The organism is Pseudomonas sp. NBRC 111133, assembly GCF_001320605.1.
Lineage (GTDB): Bacteria > Pseudomonadota > Gammaproteobacteria > Pseudomonadales > Pseudomonadaceae > Aquipseudomonas > Aquipseudomonas monteilii.
Genome location: NZ_BCBJ01000013.1, coordinates 1 through 21,056, shown reverse-complemented (window position 1 = coordinate 21,056; position 21,056 = coordinate 1). Strand labels below are relative to the sequence as shown.

The 21,056-nt window shown below is 61.2% G+C and carries 17 protein-coding genes and 1 pseudogene; 3 read left to right on the top strand and 15 right to left on the bottom strand.

What is annotated here, in order from left to right; genetic code table 11:
- Positions 1-60: 60 nt before the first annotated feature.
- From APH36_RS03180 to gcvH, 6 genes are all read right to left on the bottom strand, one after another.
- Positions 61-549: an RDD family protein gene (locus APH36_RS03180; RefSeq protein WP_060497453.1), complete on the bottom strand. Its 489-nt coding sequence runs from the start codon at positions 547-549 to the stop codon at positions 61-63.
- A gap of 91 nt (positions 550-640) precedes the next feature.
- Positions 641-853: a cold-shock protein gene (locus APH36_RS03175; protein WP_003257941.1), complete on the bottom strand. Its 213-nt coding sequence runs from the start codon at positions 851-853 to the stop codon at positions 641-643.
- Between the two features lie 358 nt (positions 854-1,211).
- Positions 1,212-2,333, bottom strand: coding sequence for a glycine cleavage system aminomethyltransferase GcvT (gene gcvT / locus APH36_RS03170; protein ID WP_060497452.1), 1,122 nt, complete (start codon positions 2,331-2,333; stop codon positions 1,212-1,214).
- 27 nt (positions 2,334-2,360) lie between these two features.
- On the bottom strand, positions 2,361-3,737 hold the full coding sequence (locus APH36_RS03165) for an L-serine ammonia-lyase (RefSeq protein ID WP_060497451.1): 1,377 nt from the start codon (positions 3,735-3,737) through the stop codon (positions 2,361-2,363).
- Positions 3,738-3,902: 165 nt separating this feature from the next.
- The gene (gene gcvP, locus APH36_RS03160) at positions 3,903-6,758 is read right to left on the bottom strand and encodes an aminomethyl-transferring glycine dehydrogenase (protein ID WP_060497450.1); all 2,856 of its coding nucleotides are present in this window, start codon (positions 6,756-6,758) and stop codon (positions 3,903-3,905) included.
- Between the two features lie 11 nt (positions 6,759-6,769).
- A complete protein-coding gene (gene gcvH, locus APH36_RS03155) occupies positions 6,770-7,153 on the bottom strand; it encodes a glycine cleavage system protein GcvH (protein ID WP_060497449.1) in 384 nt (127 codons plus the stop codon).
- 592 nt (positions 7,154-7,745) lie between these two features.
- Between gcvH and APH36_RS03150 the strand changes: the two genes are divergently transcribed.
- Both APH36_RS03150 and APH36_RS03145 read left to right on the top strand, forming a co-directional pair.
- The gene (locus APH36_RS03150; RefSeq protein ID WP_060497448.1) at positions 7,746-9,161 is read left to right on the top strand and encodes an FAD-binding oxidoreductase; all 1,416 of its coding nucleotides are present in this window, start codon (positions 7,746-7,748) and stop codon (positions 9,159-9,161) included.
- 78 nt (positions 9,162-9,239) lie between these two features.
- Complete coding sequence (locus APH36_RS03145) at positions 9,240-9,734, top strand: RidA family protein (RefSeq protein WP_060497447.1); 495 nt, start codon at positions 9,240-9,242, stop codon at positions 9,732-9,734.
- Between the two features lie 53 nt (positions 9,735-9,787).
- Here the strand turns inward: APH36_RS03145 and gltS are convergent, their stop codons facing one another.
- From gltS to arcD (APH36_RS03110), 7 genes are all read right to left on the bottom strand, one after another.
- Positions 9,788-10,990 carry a sodium/glutamate symporter gene (gene gltS / locus APH36_RS03140; protein WP_060497446.1) on the bottom strand — a complete coding sequence of 401 codons (1,203 nt, stop codon included), beginning with the start codon at positions 10,988-10,990 and terminating at the stop codon, positions 9,788-9,790.
- A gap of 127 nt (positions 10,991-11,117) precedes the next feature.
- On the bottom strand, positions 11,118-12,626 hold the full coding sequence (locus APH36_RS03135; RefSeq protein WP_016713105.1) for a sigma-54-dependent transcriptional regulator: 1,509 nt from the start codon (positions 12,624-12,626) through the stop codon (positions 11,118-11,120).
- An 83-nt stretch (positions 12,627-12,709) separates the two neighbouring features.
- Entirely contained in the window at positions 12,710-13,078 is a 369-nt protein-coding gene (locus APH36_RS03130) for a DUF5064 family protein (protein ID WP_060497445.1), read from the bottom strand.
- 56 nt (positions 13,079-13,134) lie between these two features.
- The gene (arcC, locus tag APH36_RS03125) at positions 13,135-14,064 is read right to left on the bottom strand and encodes a carbamate kinase (protein ID WP_060497444.1); all 930 of its coding nucleotides are present in this window, start codon (positions 14,062-14,064) and stop codon (positions 13,135-13,137) included.
- Positions 14,065-14,242: 178 nt separating this feature from the next.
- The gene (locus tag APH36_RS03120; protein WP_060497443.1) at positions 14,243-15,253 is read right to left on the bottom strand and encodes an ornithine carbamoyltransferase; all 1,011 of its coding nucleotides are present in this window, start codon (positions 15,251-15,253) and stop codon (positions 14,243-14,245) included.
- A 69-nt stretch (positions 15,254-15,322) separates the two neighbouring features.
- The gene (gene arcA, locus APH36_RS03115) at positions 15,323-16,576 is read right to left on the bottom strand and encodes an arginine deiminase (protein ID WP_060497442.1); all 1,254 of its coding nucleotides are present in this window, start codon (positions 16,574-16,576) and stop codon (positions 15,323-15,325) included.
- 33 nt (positions 16,577-16,609) lie between these two features.
- Positions 16,610-18,037 carry an arginine-ornithine antiporter gene (gene arcD, locus APH36_RS03110; RefSeq protein ID WP_060497441.1) on the bottom strand — a complete coding sequence of 476 codons (1,428 nt, stop codon included), beginning with the start codon at positions 18,035-18,037 and terminating at the stop codon, positions 16,610-16,612.
- Positions 18,038-18,472: 435 nt separating this feature from the next.
- On the opposite strand from arcD (APH36_RS03110), the pseudogene arcD (APH36_RS03105) reads away from it, so the two are divergent.
- Positions 18,473-19,900: pseudogene (gene arcD / locus APH36_RS03105) on the top strand (arginine-ornithine antiporter).
- On the opposite strand, the gene APH36_RS03100 reads toward arcD (APH36_RS03105), so the two are convergent.
- Together APH36_RS03100 and APH36_RS03095 are read right to left on the bottom strand one after the other, a co-directional pair.
- Positions 19,880-20,293, bottom strand: coding sequence for a YbaN family protein (locus APH36_RS03100; RefSeq protein WP_060497440.1), 414 nt, complete (start codon positions 20,291-20,293; stop codon positions 19,880-19,882). The pseudogene arcD (APH36_RS03105) and the gene APH36_RS03100 overlap by 21 nt on opposite strands.
- A 54-nt stretch (positions 20,294-20,347) precedes the next feature.
- Positions 20,348-20,941, bottom strand: a complete 594-nt coding sequence (locus APH36_RS03095) for a biliverdin-producing heme oxygenase (RefSeq protein WP_060497439.1) — start codon at positions 20,939-20,941, stop codon at positions 20,348-20,350.
- Between the last annotated feature and the right edge of the window lie 115 nt (positions 20,942-21,056).

Genomic DNA, 21,056 nt, shown 5'->3' with positions numbered 1-21,056 from the left:
GCGCCGCGCGGGCGGCGCTCGATCTAACAGGCGCAGCATCCAAAACGGCGTACTCTCACGTTATTTCTTCAGCTTCGGCACCCGCACCAGCTGGCTCTCCGAATAGATGTCATGCCAGCCCCGCTTGCGCTTGTCGATCAACACCCAGAAGAACCCCAGCCCCAGGCACAGCCATGAGGCGATCGAGACCACAAAGCGCAGCAGCGCCTGCCACAGGCTGATGGCCGAACCATCGGCGTTCTGCACGCGCACGCCCCATACCTGCATGCCCAGGGTCTGCCCGCCATGGGTCCAGAACTTGGCAAAGAAGCCGAACAGGGCGAACAGCAGCACCGTCGACAGCAGTGGGTCGCCATCCAGTGCCCCCGCCTCGGTCAGCTCGCGCATGCGTGCTTCGCCGATGATCGCCATCTGGATCATTTTGTAGGCGCCAGCGGTCACGATCAGCAGGGCCGTGCACAGCAAAAAGTCATAGAACATCGCTGCCAGGCGCCGGCCCAGGCCGACCGGTGGAAAATCTCCCTGAGGGGTGAGCAGAGGCTTGGACATGCGGGACGGCTCCAGAAGACGAAGCCGCTATTCTACGGGCAAAAAAAAGCCCCTGCACTTGGCAGGGGCTTTTCTCGAAGTCGGGTTCGGCTTAGCCGGCGACCTGAACTTTGTCAGCCTGCATGCCTTTCTGGCCCTGGACTGCTTCGAAGGTAACCTTCTGGCCTTCTTTCAGGCTCTTGAAGCCGTTGCCTTCGATAGCGCGGAAGTGCACGAACAGATCCGGACCGCTTTCTGGGGTGATGAAGCCGTAACCTTTTTCGTCATTGAACCACTTGACGGTACCGTTCTGACGCTCAGCCATTGTCTTATTTCCTATGAAGCTTAAATTTTGATGACAGTTTCTTTCGCACTTGTTTGTAAGCGAAAGATTACTGGGCTGGGTTGCAGGAAAGTAAGAGACGTCGAACGGGTTGTAGCAAATCTCGGCTACTGGCCCAGGTCACGAACTGTTGCGACCCATGCAAACACAGTGCAGTGACTCTACGCCAACTCCCGAGCGAAAAACAAGCCCTTGGTCGTATGGAAAATCAGCCGTTTGCCGATAACCGACCGATTTGACGGAAACGGCATGGCGCCTGGCCTGGCGCCATGTTCAAAAGTTATTGGGCAGGTTCGAAAACGAATATGTCGAGCCTGCCCGTAACCTTCACAAAGCCGTTTCAACCCCGGTAGTAACGTTGTGCTACGAAAGGCATTTTGCTGACTTTCAAGGCAACCTTCTTGCCCCGCACCACGGCAAACAGCGGTGTGTCGACTGCAGCATGTTCACTATCGATATAACCCATTGCTACAGGTGCACCGAGTGTCGGGCCAAAGCCGCCGCTGCAGACTTTACCGACCGGTTTATCGTTTGCATCGACAATATCCGCACCCTCACGAACGGGCGTACGTTCTTGCGGCAGCAGCCCGACGCGTTTGCGTGCCACGCCATCGCGCTGCTGGGCGAAGATGGCCTCGGCACCGGGGAACCCGGCAGCACGTGCACCGTCGGCACGGCGCACCTTGGAAATCGCCCACAGCAGGCTGGCCTCGACTGGGGTGGTCTCGGTATTCATGTCGTGGCCATACAGGCACAGGCCGGCTTCCAGGCGAAGCGAGTCGCGAGCGCCCAGGCCAATCGGCTGTACTTCCGGCTCGGCCAGCAGACGGCGGGCGAGGGCATCTGCAGCGTTTGCCGGCACCGAGATTTCGTAGCCGTCTTCGCCGGTGTAGCCCGAGCGGCTGACGAAGCAGTCTTCGCCCAGCAACTTCACCGGGCGGAACTGCATGAAGGTCATGCCGGCCACTTCCGGTGCCAGGCGTTCCAGCACCTTGACCGCAGCCGGGCCTTGCAGGGCCAGCAGGGCACGCTGCTCGAACAGTGGCTGCACCTCGCAACGGTTGCCGATGTGTTTGTGCAGGTGGGCCAGGTCCTGGTCTTTGCAGGCGGCGTTGACCACCAGGAACAGCGTGTCGTCACCCAGGTTGGCCACCATCAGGTCGTCGAGGATGCCGCCCTGCTCGTTGGTGAACATGGCATAGCGCTGCATGCCTGCCGGGAGGTCGATGATGTCCACGGGTACCAGGCTTTCCAGGGCCTTGGCGGCATCCGCGCCGCGCAGGATGATCTGGCCCATGTGCGAAACGTCGAACAGGCCGGCCTGCTCGCGGGTGTGCAAGTGTTCCTTGAGCACGCCCAGCGGGTACTGCACCGGCATGTCGTAGCCGGCGAACGGCACCATGCGGGCACCCAGTTCCAGGTGCAGGGCGTGCAGTGGGGTCTTGAGCAGTGTTTCGGACATCGGTGACTCCTTGGTGTTGTTGTCGGGTCAACATTCGATGATGTTGACGGCCAGGCCGCCACGGGCGGTCTCTTTGTATTTGCTTTTCATGTCGGCGCCGGTCTGGCGCATGGTGCGGATGACCTTGTCGAGCGACACGTAATGTTGCCCGTCGCCGCGCAAGGCCATGCGCACCGCGTTGATTGCCTTCACCGAGCCCATGGCATTGCGCTCGATGCACGGCACCTGGACCAGCCCGCCGATCGGGTCGCAGGTCAGGCCCAGGTTATGTTCCATACCGATTTCTGCAGCGTTTTCCACCTGCTGCACGCTGCCGCCCATCACCTCGCATAACGCACCGGCAGCCATCGAGCAGGCCACGCCGACCTCGCCCTGGCAGCCCACTTCCGCGCCAGAGATGGAGGCGTTTTCCTTGTACAGGATGCCGATGGCCGCAGCGGTGAGCAGAAAACGCACCACCCCGTCCTCGCAGGCGCCCGGCACGAAGCGCATGTAGTAGTGCAACACTGCCGGGACGATACCTGCCGCCCCATTGGTGGGTGCGGTGACCACGCGCCCGCCGTAGGCGTTTTCTTCGTTCACGGCCAAGGCGTAGAGGTTGACCCAGTCAAGCACCGACAGGGCATCGCGCAGGCTGGCCTCCGGGTGGCGGCTCAGTTGGCGGTACAACGCGGGCGCCCGCCGCTTGACCTTGAGCCCGCCCGGCAATATGCCTTCATGCTGGCAGCCCGCTTCGACACAATCCTGCATCACCTGCCAGATGCGCAGCAGCCCGGCGCGGGTTTGTGCCTCTGGGCGCCAGGCGGCCTCGTTGGCCAGCATCACTTGGCTTATCGACAGGTTTTGCGCGGTGCAATGGCCGAGCAGTTCCTTGGCGGTCTTGAACGGGTAGGGCAGCACGGTGCTGTCCTCGACAATGCGGTCGTGGCCGGCGGCGTCCTCGTCGACGACGAAACCGCCGCCCACCGAGTAATACTCGCGGCTGCGAATTTGCAGGCCGGCGTCATCGAAGGCGCGGAAGATCATGCCGTTGGGGTGGTAATCCAGCGGCTTGCGGATCATCGACAGGTGTTGTTTTTCAATGAACGCGATGCTGTGCTCGCCCAGCAGGTTTAGGCGGCCGCTGTCGCGGATGACCTGTAGGCGGGCGGGGATGCTTTCGGTGTCGATAATGTCCGGGTGTTCGCCTTCAAGGCCCAGCAGCACGGCCTTGTCACTGCCGTGGCCCTTGCCGGTGGCGCCCAGTGAGCCATACAGCTCGGCCTTGACGCTGGCCGTGCGGGTGAGCAGGCCATCACGGCGCAGACCTTCGGCGAACCGCGCGGCGGCGCGCATCGGGCCGACCGTGTGGGAACTGGAGGGGCCGATGCCGATCTTGAACAGGTCGAAGACGCTCAAAGACATAATGACCTCCTGCCAAGTTCGTTGGACGGACGGTGAGCCCTGTAGGAGCGGGTTCACCCGCGAATGCGATGCCGGTTTCACCACCGCATTCGCGGCGGTTCGGTGCCCCGATAAACCCGCTCCCACAGAGTCCGCCATCCAATCTAGGTGGCGGAGGAGGAGCTATCAGGCGTCCTGATAGCTCTCGATCGACGGGCAAGCGCACACCAGGTTACGGTCGCCGAACACGTTGTCGACCCGGCCCACCGGCGGCCAGTATTTGGCTTCCACCAGGCTTGGCAGCGGGTAAACCGCCTGCTCGCGGCTGTAGCCGTGGGCCCATTCGCCAACCAGCTCGGCCGCGGTGTGCGGGGCGTTTTTCAGCGGGTTGTCGTCCTTGTCGAGGCTACCGTTTTCGACCGCACGGATTTCTTCGCGGATCTGGATCATCGCATTGCAGAAGCGGTCCAGTTCTTCCTTGGACTCGCTTTCGGTCGGTTCGATCATCAGCGTGCCCGCCACCGGGAAGGACATGGTCGGGGCGTGGAAGCCAAAGTCGATCAGGCGCTTGGCCACGTCGTCGACGCTGATGCCGCTGGTGTCCTTCAGCGGGCGCAGGTCGAGGATGCACTCGTGGGCCACCAGGCCATTACCGCCGGTATACAGAACAGGATAGTGCTCTTCCAGCCGGCGGGCGATGTAGTTGGCGTTGAGGATTGCCATTTGCGAGGCGCGCTTGAGGCCGGCACCGCCCATCATGCGGATGTACATCCAGGTGATCGGCAGGATGCTGGCGCTGCCGAACGGCGCGGCGCATACGGCCCCTTCGGTGTTTTCAAGCTGCGCGTGGCCTGGCAGGAAAGGCGCCAGGTGCGACTTGACGCCAATCGGGCCAACGCCCGGGCCGCCACCGCCGTGCGGAATGCAGAAGGTCTTGTGCAGGTTCAGGTGGGACACGTCGCCGCCGAACTTGCCCGGGGCGCACAGGCCGACCATGGCGTTCATGTTGGCGCCGTCGATGTACACCTGGCCACCGTTGTCATGGATGATCGCGCAGATTTCGCCGATCGCTTCCTCAAACACGCCGTGGGTCGACGGGTAGGTGATCATGATCGCGGCCAGGCGCTCGCGGTGCTCGATGGCCTTGGCGCGCAAGTCTTCTACGTCGACGTTGCCGCGGGCGTCACAAGCGGTAACCACCACGCGCATGCCGGCCATGTGGGCGGTCGCCGGGTTGGTGCCGTGGGCCGACGACGGGATCAGGCAGATGTCGCGATGGCTTTCGCCACGGCTGCGGTGGTAGGCACGGATGGCCAGCAGGCCTGCGTACTCGCCCTGGGAACCGGCGTTGGGCTGCAGCGACACGGCGTCATAGCCAGTGGCGGCGCACAGCATGGCTTCCAGCTCGGTGGTCATCTGCAGGTAGCCCTGGCTCTGCTCGGCCGGGGCGAACGGGTGCAGGTTGCCGAACTCGGCCCAGGTCACCGGAATCATCTCGCTGGCGGCGTTCAGTTTCATGGTGCACGAGCCCAGCGGGATCATGCTGCGGTCCAGCGCCAGGTCCTTGTCGGCCAGGCGGCGCAGGTAGCGCATCAGCTCGGTTTCGCTGTGGTAGCGGTTGAACACCGGGTGTTCGAGGATGGCCGACTGGCGCAGCAGGGCGGTAGGCAGCAGCGAACCGGTGCTGGCGGCCAGCGCGGCGAAGTCTGGTTGAGCCTGGTCGCCAGCGAACAATTGCCACAGCGACTCGACGTCAGCCTGGCTGCTGGTTTCGTCCAGCGACAGGCCCAGGTGGGTGGCGTCGACCTGGCGCAGGTTGATGCCTTGGGCGCGGGCCTTGTCATGCAGGCTGGCGGTTGCAGTGCCGGTGGCCAGGGTCAGGGTGTCGAAGGCGCTGGCGCCCACTACCTGCACGCCCAAGGCTTTCAGGCCGGCGGCCAGGATCGCGGTCAGGGCGTGGGTGCGCTCGGCAATGCGCTTTAGGCCGGCCGGGCCGTGATACACGGCGAACATGCTGGCAATGTTGGCCAGCAGCACCTGGGCGGTGCAGATGTTGCTGGTGGCCTTTTCGCGGCGGATATGCTGCTCGCGGGTTTGCATGGCCAGGCGCAGGGCGGTCTTGCCGAAGCGGTCGATCGACACGCCGACCAAGCGGCCCGGCATGTCGCGCTTGAAGGCGTCACGGGTGGCGAAGTAAGCCGCGTGCGGGCCACCGAAGCCCAGTGGCACGCCGAAGCGCTGAGCGCTGCCGATGGCCACGTCGGCATCGAACTCGCCCGGCGGGGTCAGCAGGGTCAGGGCCAGCAGGTCAGCGGCCACGGCGACCAGGGCGTTGGCTGCGTGGAAGCGCTGTACCACGTCACGGTAGTCGAACACGTCACCGTTGCTGGCCGGGTATTGCAGCAGGGCGCCGAAGAAGGCGCTGACATCGCCCAGTTCGCGTTCATCGCCGATCACGACCTCGATACCCAGCGGCTCGGCACGGGTGCGCAGCACGTCGAGGGTTTGCGGGTGGCAGTGCACGGAGGCGAAGAAGGCGTGACTGGCCTTGTTCTTCGACAGGCGTTTGCAGAAGGTCATGGCCTCGGCCGCCGCAGTGGCTTCGTCGAGCAGGGAGGCGTTGGCGATCGGCAGGCCGGTGAGGTCGCTGATCAGGGTCTGGAAGTTCAGCAGCGCTTCCAGGCGGCCTTGGGAAATTTCTGGCTGGTATGGGGTGTAAGCGGTGTACCAGGCCGGGTTTTCCAGCAGGTTGCGCAGGATCGGTGCCGGGGTGTGGGTGTTGTAGTATCCCTGGCCGATGTAGCTCTTGAACAGTTGATTCTTGCCGGCAATGGCCTTGAGTGCGGCCAGTGCATCGGCTTCGCTCTGGCCGTCGTGGGAACCGAGCACGCTGGTGCCCTTGATGCTGTCGGGGATGACCGCAGCGGTCATGGCCTCCAGCGAGTCGAAGCCCAGGGCGGCGAGCATGGCCTGCTCGTCAGCTGCGCGCGGGCCGATGTGGCGGGCGATGAATTCGTTGGCGGTGCCGAGGTTGATGGTCATGGCGGAGTTCCTCAGGCGTCGTCGTTGGCTTTGAGCAGGCGGTCGTAGGCGTCCTGGTCGAGCAGGGCGGTTACGGCGCTGGCGTCGGCAGGGATGAAGCGGAAGAACCAGCCTTCGCCCATCGGGTCTTCGTTGACCAGTTCCGGGCTGTCTTCGAGCTGGCCGTTGGCCTCGACCACTTCACCGGTCAGGGGCATATAGACACCGCTGGCGGCTTTTACCGACTCGACGGTGGACGCTTCGCTGCCTTTCTCATACGGCTGCAACTCTGGCAGTTGCACGAAAACCACATCGCCAAGGGCGTTCTGGGCGTAGGCGGTGATGCCCACGGTGACGCTGCCATCGGCTTCGACGCGCAGCCATTCGTGATCTTCAGTGAAACGCAACTCGCTCATGGGGAATCCTCGGGAAGCAGGGCGTTGGGCGCGGTGGCTCCGCGCTCTTGGGGTTGCTTTCCCTTAGCAATAATGCGGCCAATCAAAGAAAATCCTTTAAAAACAATGATTTATTGATTTTTGCGGGGTGGCTGCTTGTTTGTTTGGAACGAAAACGCTACAGAAGGTTGTGCATGAAAAAGGGTTTGGGGATCAAAACCTTGTGCAATAGCACTCGAACGGGTTCGTACTGATTTCGTTACGGCGTATTGAAATCGATACGATTCCTTGAGCCAGTTCAGTTGTTGGCAAGCCGGAATAAATCAAGCAAGTTCGATACTTGCAAAGCTTTTAGCACTTTCTTCTTGCACCTATACCGTGTCGCCATATCAACTATTTGTGTCACCTGCGTGATAGTTTTCAAATGGCTGAACTAAGTATTTGCCCTCAACGATTTTCCCGCCTATAGCGCGTCACCAGAATGGCCACCTTTCATGTGAGCCGTCAGTCTGAAGCAATAACCACAAAGTTGGTTATTCGGCTGTCGGCCCAGCATGTGCCTTGCTGCCAGGGCTCATGCAACCAGCACCGAATATCAGGAAGGGAAAGTGTCATGGGAATGACGAGGCGTAAATTTTTGATTGGCGGCGGCGTCGTGGCTATCGCAGGCGGCGCAGGGGTTCTGACCCCGTTGTTGACCCGGGAAGGCCGATTGATTCCCGGCAAACCGCGGTTCGGTTATGTGGCAGGCACCGAGGGGGCGCTTCCCAAGCAGGCAGACGTAGTGGTTGTTGGCGCTGGTATTCTGGGGCTCATGACCGCAATCAACCTTGTCGAGCGCGGCCTCTCGGTCGTTGTCGTTGAAAAAGGTGAAATTGCCGGCGAACAGTCTTGCAGGTTCTATGGCCAGGTCATGACCTACAAGATGCCTGATGCGACATTCCAGTTGCACCATCTTGCCAAGCAACGTTGGCGAGAGATGAATGCCAAAGTGGGGGCGGACACAAGTTACCGCACACAAGGCCGGGTCGAAGTACCTTTCGATGAAGAAGACCTGGAAGGCGTCAGAAAGTGGATCGATGTCAAAACGCGGGAAGTCGGCGCAGACATTCCCTTCAAGACGCGAATCATTCAAGGCAGTGAACTTGAAGAGCGCCTGCGCGGTGCATCCTCGCGCTGGACGGTTGCAGGCTTCGAGGAAGACTCCGGTAGCCTGGATGCCGAGCGCGCTTCGTTCGTCATGGCCGAGTATGCCAAGAAAGTGGGGGTGCGGATCTACACCCACTGCGCCGCCAGGGGCCTGGAAACCCACGCAGGTGCCATCTCCGACGTGGTGACGGAAAAGGGCGCCATCAGGGCGTCTCGCGTGATCGTGGCGGGCGGTGCATGGTCCCGGTTGTTCATGCAGAACCTGGGCGTCGATGTACCTACCTTGCCCGCCTACCAGTCCCAGCAAATCATCAGCGCGGCGCCCCGTGCACCTGGGGGCAACGTTGCATTGCCTGGGAATATCTACTTCCGCGAGCAGGCTGACGGCACATACGCCACCTCGCCACGCGTCGTGGTTGCCCCGGTGGTCAAAGAGTCGTTCATGTATGGCTATAAGTACCTGCCACTGCTGGCCATCCCCGACTTCCCGGTGCACATCTCACTCAACAAGCAACTGATCGATTCGTTCATTCAGCCAACGCACTGGAAGCTGGACGAGGTTTCGCCGTTCGAGAAAAACCGGTTGATGACCGCAGCGCCGGACCTGCCGGAACTGAATGCCTCACTGGAAAAACTCAAGGTCGAGTTCCCTGCGTTCAGCGATGCGAAGCTGATCGATCAGTGGAGCGGTGCCATGGCTATCGCACCCGATGAAAACCCCATCATTTCGCAGGTCAATGAGTACCCGGGGCTGGTCCTCAACACCGCAACCGGTTGGGGGATGACCGAAAGCCCGGTGTCGTCCGAACTGTCGGCGGACTTGCTGCTTGGAAAGGCGCCGGTGCTGGACCCCAAACCCTTCAGCCTGTATCGGTTCTAAGCCCACCAGGCGCAATGGAATGACCCGTGCGCGCAGCGTCGATGCGTGCACATTTTTGGCAATCATCAGGAGAACAGTATGAAAGTGGCTTTAACGACCGCAGCAATGGCCGTGGCACTCGCGGGTGCCGGGAGCGTTCATGCACAAGAAATCGTGCGCCATGGCGCAGGGAGTTTCCCTATCTCGTCGGCTGTAGAGGTGCCTGCCGGGAAGACGGTTGTCTACCTGAGTGGTTCTGTCCCTTCGGTTATTCACCCTGACGCACCCAAGGGTTCGCTGGAAGCCTACGGTGATACCAAGGCACAAACCATCAATGTGCTTGGAAACATCCAGCAGCAGCTGAAAGAACTGGGCCTTGGTCTTGCCGACGTGGTGAAGATGCAGGTATTCCTGGTGGGCGGCCCGGAGAACGGCGGGAAGATGGACTTCGACGGTTTCATGGCCGGTTATACCCAATTCTTCGGGCCAGCCGCCAAGCAGCCAGTCCTTCCTGCACGCTCGGCGTTCCAGATTGCCGGCCTGGCCGACCCTGCCTGGCGTGTCGAGATCGAAGTGACAGCGGTTCGTCCCTGAACCCAGGCATGCGACAGTCCCGGGCTAGCCATGCCCGGGACTGGCCGGTGGGTTTAGCCAGTGATAAATGGCAATGCCAGGTACAGTTTGATCACGATCACGTTGATGATGTCGATGAAGAACGCACCCACCATCGGCACCACCAGGAAGGCGATGTGCGAGGCGCCGTAACGTTGGGTCACCGCTTGCATGTTGGCAATCGCCGTGGGTGTTGCACCCAGGCCGAAGCCACAGTGCCCCGCCGCCAGCACCGCTGCATCGTAGTTGCGGCCCATGACCCGGAATGTCACGAAGATCGCAAACAGTGCCATGACCAATGTCTGTGCAGCCAGCAGTATGAAGAACGGCAAGGCCAGTGCTGCCAGGTCCCACAGTTTGAGTGACATCAAGGCAATTGCCAGGAACAGCGACAGACTGACGTTGCCCAGTACCGAAACTTCCCGTTCGAAGACATGATAAAAACCGAACGCCGAAAGGCCGTTGCGCAACAATACGCCCACGAAGAGTACGCAAACGAATGTTGGCAGTTCGAATGCCGTACCTTTCAACAGGCTGTTAAGTAATGTGCCGGCCAGTAAGCTGACGGCAATAAGTGCCAAGGTTTCGATAAATGAAAACGAAGTAATCAACCGCTCTTTGTTCGGCTGCTCAAAGCCCTTGGGTAACTGCGGTACTTCTTCTTCCACACCCGATGTTTTGACACGCTTGATCAGCAACCGGGCGACCGGGCCACCAATCAAACCGCCCAGCACCAGGCCGAACGTGGCAGAGGCCAGTGCAAGTTCCGAGGCCGAAGCCAACCCAAATTTTTCAGTGAAGGTCGCGCTCCAGGCAGCACCAGTGCCGTGGCCGCCAGACAAGGTGATCGAACCGGCCAGCAGGCCCATCAGTGGGTCGAGCCCCAATGCCGTTGCCAGCCCGATACCCATGGCGTTCTGAACCAGCAGCAGGCCCGTCACCACCAGCAGGAACACGGCAACCACTCGTCCGCCCTTCTTCAGGCTGGCAAAGTCTGCACTCAAACCGATGGTGGCGAAGAATGCCAGCATCAACGGTGCTTGCAACGAGGTATCAAACTGGACCTGTACATCGAAACTGCGCAATGCCAAGAGTGACAGGGCAACGACCAACCCACCTGCAACAGGCTCCGGAATATTGTAAGCGCGTAGGAAGCCAATACGTGCGACCAGACCGCGCCCCAGTAGCAGTACTAAAGAGGCGGCTACAAGTGTCCCGTAAAAATCGAGTTCAAACATCAGGGTACTCTTCGCTCAGGGTGACATGCAAAATTACAATGTCACCATTCTACGGCGAGTACTCCAGTCAATTGCGGCTGAGCGGCTAGGAAAAATCTGAATCAACGGTAAGTTTTGACGACAAGTATCAGGCTTTTCCGGGTATTCCATATTTACGCAGTCGCTGGGCAATAGCGGTATGCGAAGTTTGCAAACGCCCGGCTAACTGCCGCGTCGACGGGTAGCTGGCATACAAGCGCTGCAACAGCTCACGCTCGAAGTCACCCACGGCCTGCTCCAGGCTGGCTACGTCGCCATCCAGCCCACGTGCCACCGAAGTACCGGCGATGTCCAGGTCGCCGATATCCACCAGGTTGCCCTCGCAGATGGCCGCTGCGCGGAAAATCACGTTCTGTAGTTGGCGCACATTGCCCGGCCACGGGTTGGCCAGCAGTGCCGAGTGGGTGGCGGGGGTCAGCCGGCAAGGTGGGCGCTGAATCTGCGTGCAGGCTTGCTGCATGAAGAAATGCGCCAGCATCAGGATATCCTGGCCCCGGTCGCGCAGTGGCGGTACCTGCAGGTTGAGCACGTTCAAGCGGTAGAACAGGTCTTCGCGGAAGCTGCCGTCGGCAACCATGCGTTCTAGGTCGCGGTGGGTGGCGCTGATGATGCGTACATCCACCTTCACTTCGCGGTCACCGCCCACCCGGCGGAAGCTGCCGTCGCTGAGAAAGCGCAGCAGTTTGGCCTGCAGGTATGGCGACATTTCGCCAATTTCATCGAGGAACACCGTGCCCTGGTTGGCCAGCTCCATCAGCCCGGGCTTGCCACCCCGTTGCGCGCCTGTGAAGGCGCCAGGGGCGTAACCGAACAGCTCGCTCTCGGCGAGGCTCTCGGGCAGCGCGGCACAGTTAAGGGCAAGGAACGGTGCTGCGTGGCGGCTGCTGATGGCATGGCAGGCACGGGCTACCAGTTCTTTGCCGGTGCCGGTTTCGCCATGCACCAGCAATGGCGCATCGAGCGCCGCCACGCGCAGGGCGCGGGCCTTGAGGGTGCGGATGGCCGGTGACTCGCCGAGCAGGGCATCGAAACCTTCGGCGTGGTCGTGGTGCAAGGCTGACAGGCGTTCGCCCATGCGTGAAGGTGGATAGAGCGTCAGCAGGCCGCCGGCATTGGTGATCGGCATGGCGTCCAGCAGCAGGCTCTGGCCGTTCAGCTGCATCTCGCGCATGGGCAGGTGGAAGTTGTTGTCCAGCAGGGCTTGCAGCAGCGCCGGGTCGCCAAACAGTTCGCCCACCGAGCGCCCAGCGGATTCGCGGCCACACAGTTCGATCAGCGCCGGGTTGGCCAGCAGCACCAGCCCGGCGCTGTCCACCGCCAGCACCGGGTCGCTCATGGCGGCCAGCAGGGCATCCAGTTGCAGGTGGCGGCGTTGGCCAGGGAGGATGTCGACCACGTCCACCGATTGCACGCCATGCACCTCGAAGAGCGCGTCGTGCAGTTCTTCAAGCACGGCGGGGCTTAGGGTGGGGGCGTCGATGTAGACGTTCGGCGGGACCATCTCTACGGCGTCCAGGTTGAGGTTGCGGGCACCGAGCAGGGCGAGGACTTCCTGGGTGATGCCGACGCGGTCGATGAAGCTGACGTGGATGCGCATGGGGGAGGGTGAGGTGGTGGCCGGGGAGGGCGGTAGTATGCCTTAACATCGCCGGGGCCGCTGTGCGGCCCCGGTTCTTGAAATCACTCCAGATGTTCAGGCTTGATCGGATCGCCCGATTTCACATCGAGCTTTTCGCGAATGTCGGCGAACATGTGGTCATAGAGCTTGTGCGGCGAACTCAGGGTCTCGAATTTCTTCGGCGGCGCCAGATACGACTGGGCCTTGCGGCTCAGTTGCATGAGGAAGCTGGGCAACACCTGGTCCTTGGCGAGGAAGAACTTTTCTTCCACCGTTTTGCCTTCGATGCTGCCATGCATGTGGAACTGAATGCCTCTGCCTTCCTTGGGATCAGACACTGCCTCGTACTCGATGTTCAGGTCGTAGCTGTGGTCTGCCGCGTTCAGCGCAGTGCGCTCGATGTGTACATGACCGGGGTGGTACTGGGCCATGGCTAACTCCTCTGGAAGGTCGAAAATGGCGGGCGCCAGGCGCCCGCCCACTGCATTCAACGGTAGCTGATCCCCGGCTTCGCGGTGGAGACCCGAGTGCCGGCAGTGCCTTTGACGATGTCCTCGATGTTCTCGAGCGAACTGATCACCGCTACTTTGCCGGTATTGCGGGCGAAGTCACTGGCAGCCTGCACCTTTGGCCCCATGGAGCCGGCAGCGAAGCCAAGCCGTTCGAGTTCGTCAGGGTGTGCCTGGGCGATGGCTTTTTGCGTAGGCTTGCCCCAGTCAATGTACGCCGCATCGACGTCAGTGGCGATTATCAGAAGGTCGGCATCCAGTTGCTCGGCCAGTAAAGCCGAGCACAGGTCCTTGTCGATCACCGCCTCGATGCCCTTGAGCTTGCGGTTTTCATCGTACAGGGTGGGGATGCCACCACCGCCTGCGCAAATCACGATGCTGCTCTTTTCCAGCAGCCACTTGATCGGGCGGATTTCAAAAATGCGCTTGGGTTTGGGGCTGGCCACCACGCGGCGATATTTGTCGCCATCAGCTTTGACCACCCAGCCCTTTTCCTTGGCCAGGCGCTCGGCTTCTTCCTTGCTATAGACCGGGCCGATGAACTTGGTCGGGTCCTTGAAGGCGGGATCGTTGGCGTCCACTTCCACCTGGGTCAGCAGGGTGGCGAACGGCACCTCGAAGGCCAGCAGGTTGCCCAGTTCCTGTTCGATCATGTAGCCGATCATGCCCTCGGTTTCAGCGCCTAGCACGTCCAGCGGGTAGGCCTCGTCGGGCTTGTAGGACAGCGCCTGGAGCGACAGCAGGCCAACCTGCGGGCCGTTGCCGTGGGCAATGACCAATTCGTTACCGGGGTGAATCTTGGCGATCTGTTCGGTGGCGGTACGGATATTGGCACGCTGGTTGTCAGCGGTCATGGGCTCGCCGCGACGCAGCAGGGCGTTGCCGCCCAATGCAACAACGATACGCATGGGGAATGTCCTTTAACGAGAGAAGGGAGTGATGCTCTCAGGCCGTGCCTCTCCCTGTGTAGGAGCGGGTTTACCCGCGAAGGCGTCAGCCCAGAAAAATAGGTTGGTGCTGCCGACGCATTCGCGGGTGAACCCGCTCCTACATGGGAGCGGGGTGGCCGCGCTATCGAGTCAGCCCTTACAGATCAGCCAGGGTCGACACCAGGATCGCCTTGATCGTGTGCATACGGTTTTCCGCCTGCTCGAAGGCGATGCAGGCTGGCGACTCGAACACGTCGTCAGTCACCTCGATGCCGTTGGCCAGGTCCGGGTACTGTTCGGCGATCTGCTTGCCTACCTTGGTCTCGGAGTTGTGGAACGCCGGCAGGCAGTGCATGAACTTGGTCCGTGGGTTGCCGGTGGACTTCATCAGGTCGGCATTCACCTGGTAAGGCTTGAGCTGCTTGATGCGCTCACCCCAGGCTTCGATTGGCTCGCCCATCGATACCCACACGTCGGTGTGCACGAAGTCCACACCCTTGACCGCCGCTTTCGGGTCTTCGGTGAGGGTGATGCGGGCGCCGCTTTCCTCTGCGTATTTCTTGCAACGCTCGACCAGGTCATCATGCGGCCACAGCGCCTTCGGTGCGGCGATGCGTACATCCATGCCAAGCTTGGCACCGATCAGCAGCAGGGAGTTGCCCATGTTGTTGCGGGCATCGCCCAGGTAGGCATAGCTGATGTCATGCAGCGGCTTGTCGCTGTGCTCACGCATGGTCAGCACGTCGGCGATCATTTGCGTTGGGTGATATTCGTCAGTCAGGCCGTTGAACACCGGCACGCCGGCAAACTTGGCCAGCTCTTCGACGATTTCCTGCTTGAAACCACGGTACTCGATGGCATCGTACATGCGCCCGAGCACGCGGGCGGTGTCTTTCATGCTCTCTTTGTGGCCAATCTGCGAAGAGTTGGGGTCGATGTAGGTGACGTTGGCGCCTTGGTCATAGGCCGCCACTTCGAACGCGCAGCGGGTACGGGTAGAGGTCTTTTCAAAGATCAGGGCGATGTTGTTGCCCTTCAGGTGCTGCTGCTCGGTGCCGGTGTACTTGGCGCGCTTGAGATCGCGGGACAGGTCCAGCAAGTAGCGCAACTCGCGCGTGGTGTGGTGTTCCAGGCTGAGCAGGTTGCGGTTGTGAATGTTGAACGCCATGACTTTTCTCCTTGAGTTTGGTGAACGCACCGGCCGCCGCTTTGTGAGGGCGGCCGGGGGTAATGGGCGTTAGTAATCGATAGGGTCGCGCACGATCGGGCAGGTCATGCAGTGGCCGCCGCCACGGCCCCGGCCCAGTTCGCCGGCGCTGATGGTGATGACCTCGATACCCGCCTTGCGCAACAGGGTATTGGTGTAGGTGTTACGGTCGTAGCCGATGACCACACCCGGCTCGATGGCCACCACGTTGTTGCCGTCATCCCACTGTTCGCGCTCGGCGGCGAAGCTGTTGCCGCCGGTCTCGACCACGCGCAGCTTGACCCCCAGTTGCTCGCCCACCACTTCGATGAACGACTTGTTGATGCGGCGAACGTCCATGCCGTACGGCTTGCCTTCGTCCGGACGGATGATGAACGGCACGATCTCTTTCACCACTTCCGGGAAGACCGTGACCAGGTCGCGGTCGCAGAAGCTGAACACGGTGTCCAGGTGCATGGCGGCGCGGGACTTCGGCAGGCCCGCGACGATCACTTCCTTGACGGCGCCCTTGGCGAACAGGTTCTGTGCCAGCTGGCCGATGGCCTGGCGCGAGGTGCGCTCGCCCATGCCGATGAGCACGATGCCATTGCCGATCGGCATCACATCACCGCCTTCGAGGGTGGCATTGCCGTGGTCTTTGTCAGGGTCGCCGTACCACACCTGGAAGTCGGCGCCGGTGAACTCCTTGTGGAACTTGTAGATGGCAGTGGTCAGCAGGGTTTCCTGGCGTCGCGCCGGCCAGTACATCGGGTTCAGCGTCACGCCACCGTAGATCCAGCAGGTGGTGTCGCGGGTGAACTGGGTATTGGGCAATGGCGGCAGGATGAAGCTGGAATGGCCCAGGTAGTCGTTGTACATCTTGACCACGTCGGCGCCTTCGCTTTGTGGCAGGTCCTGGCCCGCCACGCCACCGATCAGGAATTCGGCCAGGTGTCGAGGATCAAGGCCTTCGAGCCAGCTGCGCACTTCGTTGGTCAGGCCCACACCCACGGTGTCGGGGGTGATCTTGCGGTCTAGGATCCACTTCAGTGCTTCGGGTTGCTGGACGATGTCGGTCAGCAGGTTGTGCATTTCCAGCACATCTACGCCGCGCTCGCGCATCTTGGTGACGAAGTCGAAATGGTCACGCTTGGCCTGGTCGACCCAGATCACATCGTCGAACAGCAGTTCATCACAGTTGCTCGGCGTCAGGCGCTTGTGCGCCAGGCCCGGAGCGCAAACCATCACTTTGCGCAGTTTGCCGGCTTCGGAGTGGACACCGTACTTCTGTTTTTCAGCGGACATGGTTTCATTCCTCCAATTGAACGAAGACGTGGGTCAAAGGGTCAGGAAGCCGTCATACAGGCCGAAGGCTGCCACTAGGGCACCGATGACCACGGCTGCGAAGATCAGTTTTTCCACGTTGGTGAAGACAGGTTGGCCTACCTCACGCTTGGCCTTGGCGAACAGGATGGCGCCAGGTGCGTAGAGCAGGGCCGAGAGCAGCAGGTATTTCACGCCGCCGGCGTACAGCAGCCAGATGGCGTACAACAGGGCGATACCGCCGATGATCAGGTCTTTCTTGCGTTCGGCCAGGGCCTGTTCGTAGGTTTCGCTGCGCAGTGCCAGCAAGAAGGCGTAGGCTGCCGACCACAGGTAAGGCACCAGGATCATCGAGGTGGCGAGGTAGATCAGCGACAGGTAGGTGCTGTTGGAGAACAGCGTGATCACCAGGAAGATCTGCACCATGGCGTTGGTCAGCCAGAGGGCGTTGGCCGGCACCTGGTTGGCGTTTTCGCGGCGCAGGAACTCCGGCATGGTGTGGTCCTTGGCGGCGGCGAACATGATTTCTGCGCACAGCAGTACCCACGACAGCAGGGCCCCCAGCAGCGAGATGATCAAGCCGACGCTGATCAGCACCGCACCCCAGTGGCCGACCACATGTTCCAGCACGGCCGCCATCGACGGGTTCTGCAGCTTGGCCAGCTCCGGTTGGGTCATGATGCCCAGCGACAGCACGTTGACCAGCACCAGGAACAGCAACACGGTGATGAAGCCGATGACCGTGGCCTTGCCCACGTCAGAGCGTTTTTCCGCCCGGGACGAGAAGATGCTCGCACCCTCGATGCCGATGAACACCCACACGGTGACCAGCATCATGTTGCGCACCTGGTTCATCACACTGCCAAGCTCTGGTGTGCCTACGGCCCAGATGTCGGCGGTGAAGATGTCGAGCCTGAAGGCGAACAGGCAGATCAGTGCGAACAGCACCAGCGGCACCACTTTGGCCACGGTGGTGATCAGGTTGATGAATGCCGCTTCCTTGATGCCGCGCAGCACCAGGAAGTGCACGGCCCACAAGAGGATCGACGCGCCAATGATGGCGGCCGGCGTGTTGCCTTCACCGAAGATCGGGAAGAAGTACCCCAAGGTACTGAATAGCAACACGAAGTAGCCGACGTTGCCCAGCCAGGCACTGATCCAGTAGCCCCAGGCCGAGGAAAAGCCCATGTAGTCGCCGAAACCGGCCTTGGCGTAGGCATACACCCCGCCATCCAGGTCAGGCTTGCGGTTGGCCAGGGTCTGGAACACGAAGGCCAGGGTCAGCATGCCGACGGCGGTGATGCCCCAGCCAATCAACACCGCACCAACCCCAGCGCTGGCGGCCATGTTTTGCGGCAGCGAGAAGATCCCGCCGCCAATCATTGAACCGACGACAAGTGCAACTAACGCGCCGAGCTTTAGTTTTCCGGATGAATCAGACATTTAACAACTCCTGCCAGGAGAAAGTTGACATCAGCATAAATCTGACGCCTCTGCCGTAACCTGACTTGTGTCAGTTTAAGGCGACGCGAAGGTAGGGGATTTCCTTCACGGGTGCTCCTGGAGAGTGCCGACAGCTTAAGCTGCAGGCCTTGCGCGCTGGCACCTCCATGTCGTTCTAGAGCAAACGCTCTGTTCAGCCTGCGATGCTTGAAGCTAGCCGCTTTTGCCGCTTTCGCAAATTTTTCACAAGAATTTCGAGTTTTATCAGTTTCTTTTCTAGTTGCCGCACAGCTGCTAGTTTTTACAGGAGCGGTGCATAGACAAAGCAGTTATTAGTGCTATAGCTTCAAGGCCATGCTTCATTATAAGTAACAGCATTTATATGGCCCGCAACGCTGTTTCAAATGCGTGACAGTGCAGGAAAAAGGGAGGCTCATGAGCGAACCGGGACAGAAGCTGCGCCTTGGCGCGCTGATCGCGCTGGTGGTCGGCTCGATGATTGGTGGCGGCATCTTTTCGCTGCCGCAGAACATGGCGGCGCGTGCCGATGTAGGGGCGGTTTTGATCGGCTGGGGCATCACGGCTGTCGGCATGCTGGCGCTGGCCTTCGTGTTCCAGACCCTGGCCAACCGCAAGCCGGAGCTCGATTCGGGGGTGTACGCCTACGCCAAGGCGGGCTTCGGTGAATACATGGGTTTCTCCTCGGCCTGGGGTTACTGGATCAGCGCCTGGCTGGGTAACGTCGGCTACTTCGTACTGCTGTTCAGCACCCTGGGCTTTTACTTCCCGGTGTTTGGCGAAGGCAACACGCCAATCGCCATCGGCTGTGCTTCGCTGCTGCTGTGGGCGGTGCATTTCCTGGTGCTGCGCGGCATCAAGGAAGCCGCGTTCATCAACCAGGTGACCACCGTGGCCAAGGTAGTGCCATTGCTGATGTTCGTGGTGATTGCCGCGTTTGCCTTCCGTGCCGATATCTTCACCCGGGATATCTGGGGCATGAGCAACCCGCAGTTCGGCAGCGTGCTGGAGCAGGTGCGCAACATGATGCTGGTGACCGTGTTCGTGTTCATCGGTATTGAGGGGGCCAGCGTGTATTCCGGGCGAGCCGAGCGCCGTTCGGACGTAGGTAAGGCTACGGTCATCGGTTTTCTCGGGGTGCTGGCGTTGCTGGTGCTGGTCAACGTGTTGTCGCTGGGGGTGATGACCCAGCCGGAACTGGCCTGGCTGTAGAACCCCTCACTGGCCTCGGTGCTGGAGCACATTGTCGGCCCTTGGGGTGCGTTGCTGATCAGCCTTGGGCTGGCGGTCTCTTTGCTCGGTGCCTTGCTGTCCTGGGCGCTGCTGTGCGCCGAGATTCTGTACGCCACGGCGCGGGACAAGACCATGCCGCGCTTTCTGGCCAAGGAAAACGCCAACCATGTGCCGGCCAACGCCCTGTGGCTGACCAACTGCATGATCCAGGGCTTCCTGTTGATCACGCTGTTCTCGGCCGGTACGTACACCAGCCTGATCTACCTGGCGTCTTCGATGATCCTGGTGCCCTACCTGTGGTCGGCGGCTTATGCCGTGCTGCTGGCGGTGCGTGGGGAAACCTACGCCGGGCAACCGGGCCTGCGCCGCAAGGACCTGCTGGTGGCGCTGGTTGCCCTGCTGTATGCCGTTTGGCTGCTGTACGCGGGGGGGCTGAAGTACCTGCTGCTTTCTGCGCTGTTGTACGCACCCGGTGTGATCCTGTTCGCCAGGGCCAAGCATGAGCAGGGGCAGGCCTTGTTCACCACCTGGGAAAAGCTGATTTTCGCTGCCGTGCTTGTGGGCGCTGCATTGGCGGCCTACGCCTTGTATTCAGGGCTGCTGAGCTTGTGACGGGGCAGGGCAGGCATGCTCCGGGCGCGACCAGATCCACAGGTTGCCCAGGGTCATGCCGGCGATGGCCAGGAACACCGGCCAGCGGTGTTCGAAAAAGGTCAGCATCAGGCCAGCACACAGCAGCATGCTGAGGGTCGCGCTTACCTTGGCCCGGCGCTGGATCACCTTGCCATTGCGCCAGTTGTAAAGGATTGGCCCGAACAACCGGTGGTTTTCCAGCCAGGCTGAAAGGCGCGGTGAGCTGCGCGTGGCAGCCCAGGCGGCCAGCAGGATGAACTCGGTGGTCGGCAAGCCGGGAATCACGATGGCGACCAGGCCCACGCCCAGGCTCACGTAAGCCAGTATTCCATACAGCAGGCGGGCGAGTTTGGAGCGGGCGGGTCGGGTCATGGTCTCACTGCATAAAACGGTGCGGCCACCGGAAGGGTGGCCGGCTACGGCGTATCAAACCAGCGCGGCATCTGCAGCATAGGCGTGCTTGAGCAGCTCGGTGAAGCGTTCGAAGGCGGCAACGGCGCCGCGTTCGGCAGCGGCTTCCTCTTCGGCCGACAATGCCAGGCCATCGAGGATGCGGGTGAACTGCTTCCAGCCTTCGGCACGGCCACCGGCCGGTTCGCCCAGGTGGCGGGCACCGAAGCTTTCGGACAGTTCCAGGGCCACGGCACGCTTGATCAGAAACGCAGCGCCCAGTTTGGAGCCTTCGGAGACGAAGATCCAGCCCATTGCCTCACCCAGGCTCGGTTTGCCCAGGGCGCCCGGCACGGCTGCCGGTACTTCGGTGTCGAGGTCGGCGAGGTCCAGGCGGGCCTGATCGGCGCGGCAGCGCTCGGCCAGGTCGGGGACGATGGCGATCAGTTGCGGGTCGTTGTACAGGGCCTGCAATTCAGACTGAAACAGGTACTGGGCAACGACGAAGCGGGCAAAGCTTTCGCGGCTGTCGAAGGGTGCGTGGGATTTGACCAGGGCATCCAGCGCGGCGTGCGGGGCGTGGGTGATCTGGTTCAGGCGCTGGGAGCGCAGGGCTGGGCGTTCGGTCATGGGGGCAATCCTTGGAAAAAGGGGCGTCTAGATACAAGACGAAACAGCGGGGGCGGGACAGTAAAAAAACTGGCTTTTTTGAGAGTTGCAGCGCCTGTGAGATCGAGCGCCGCCC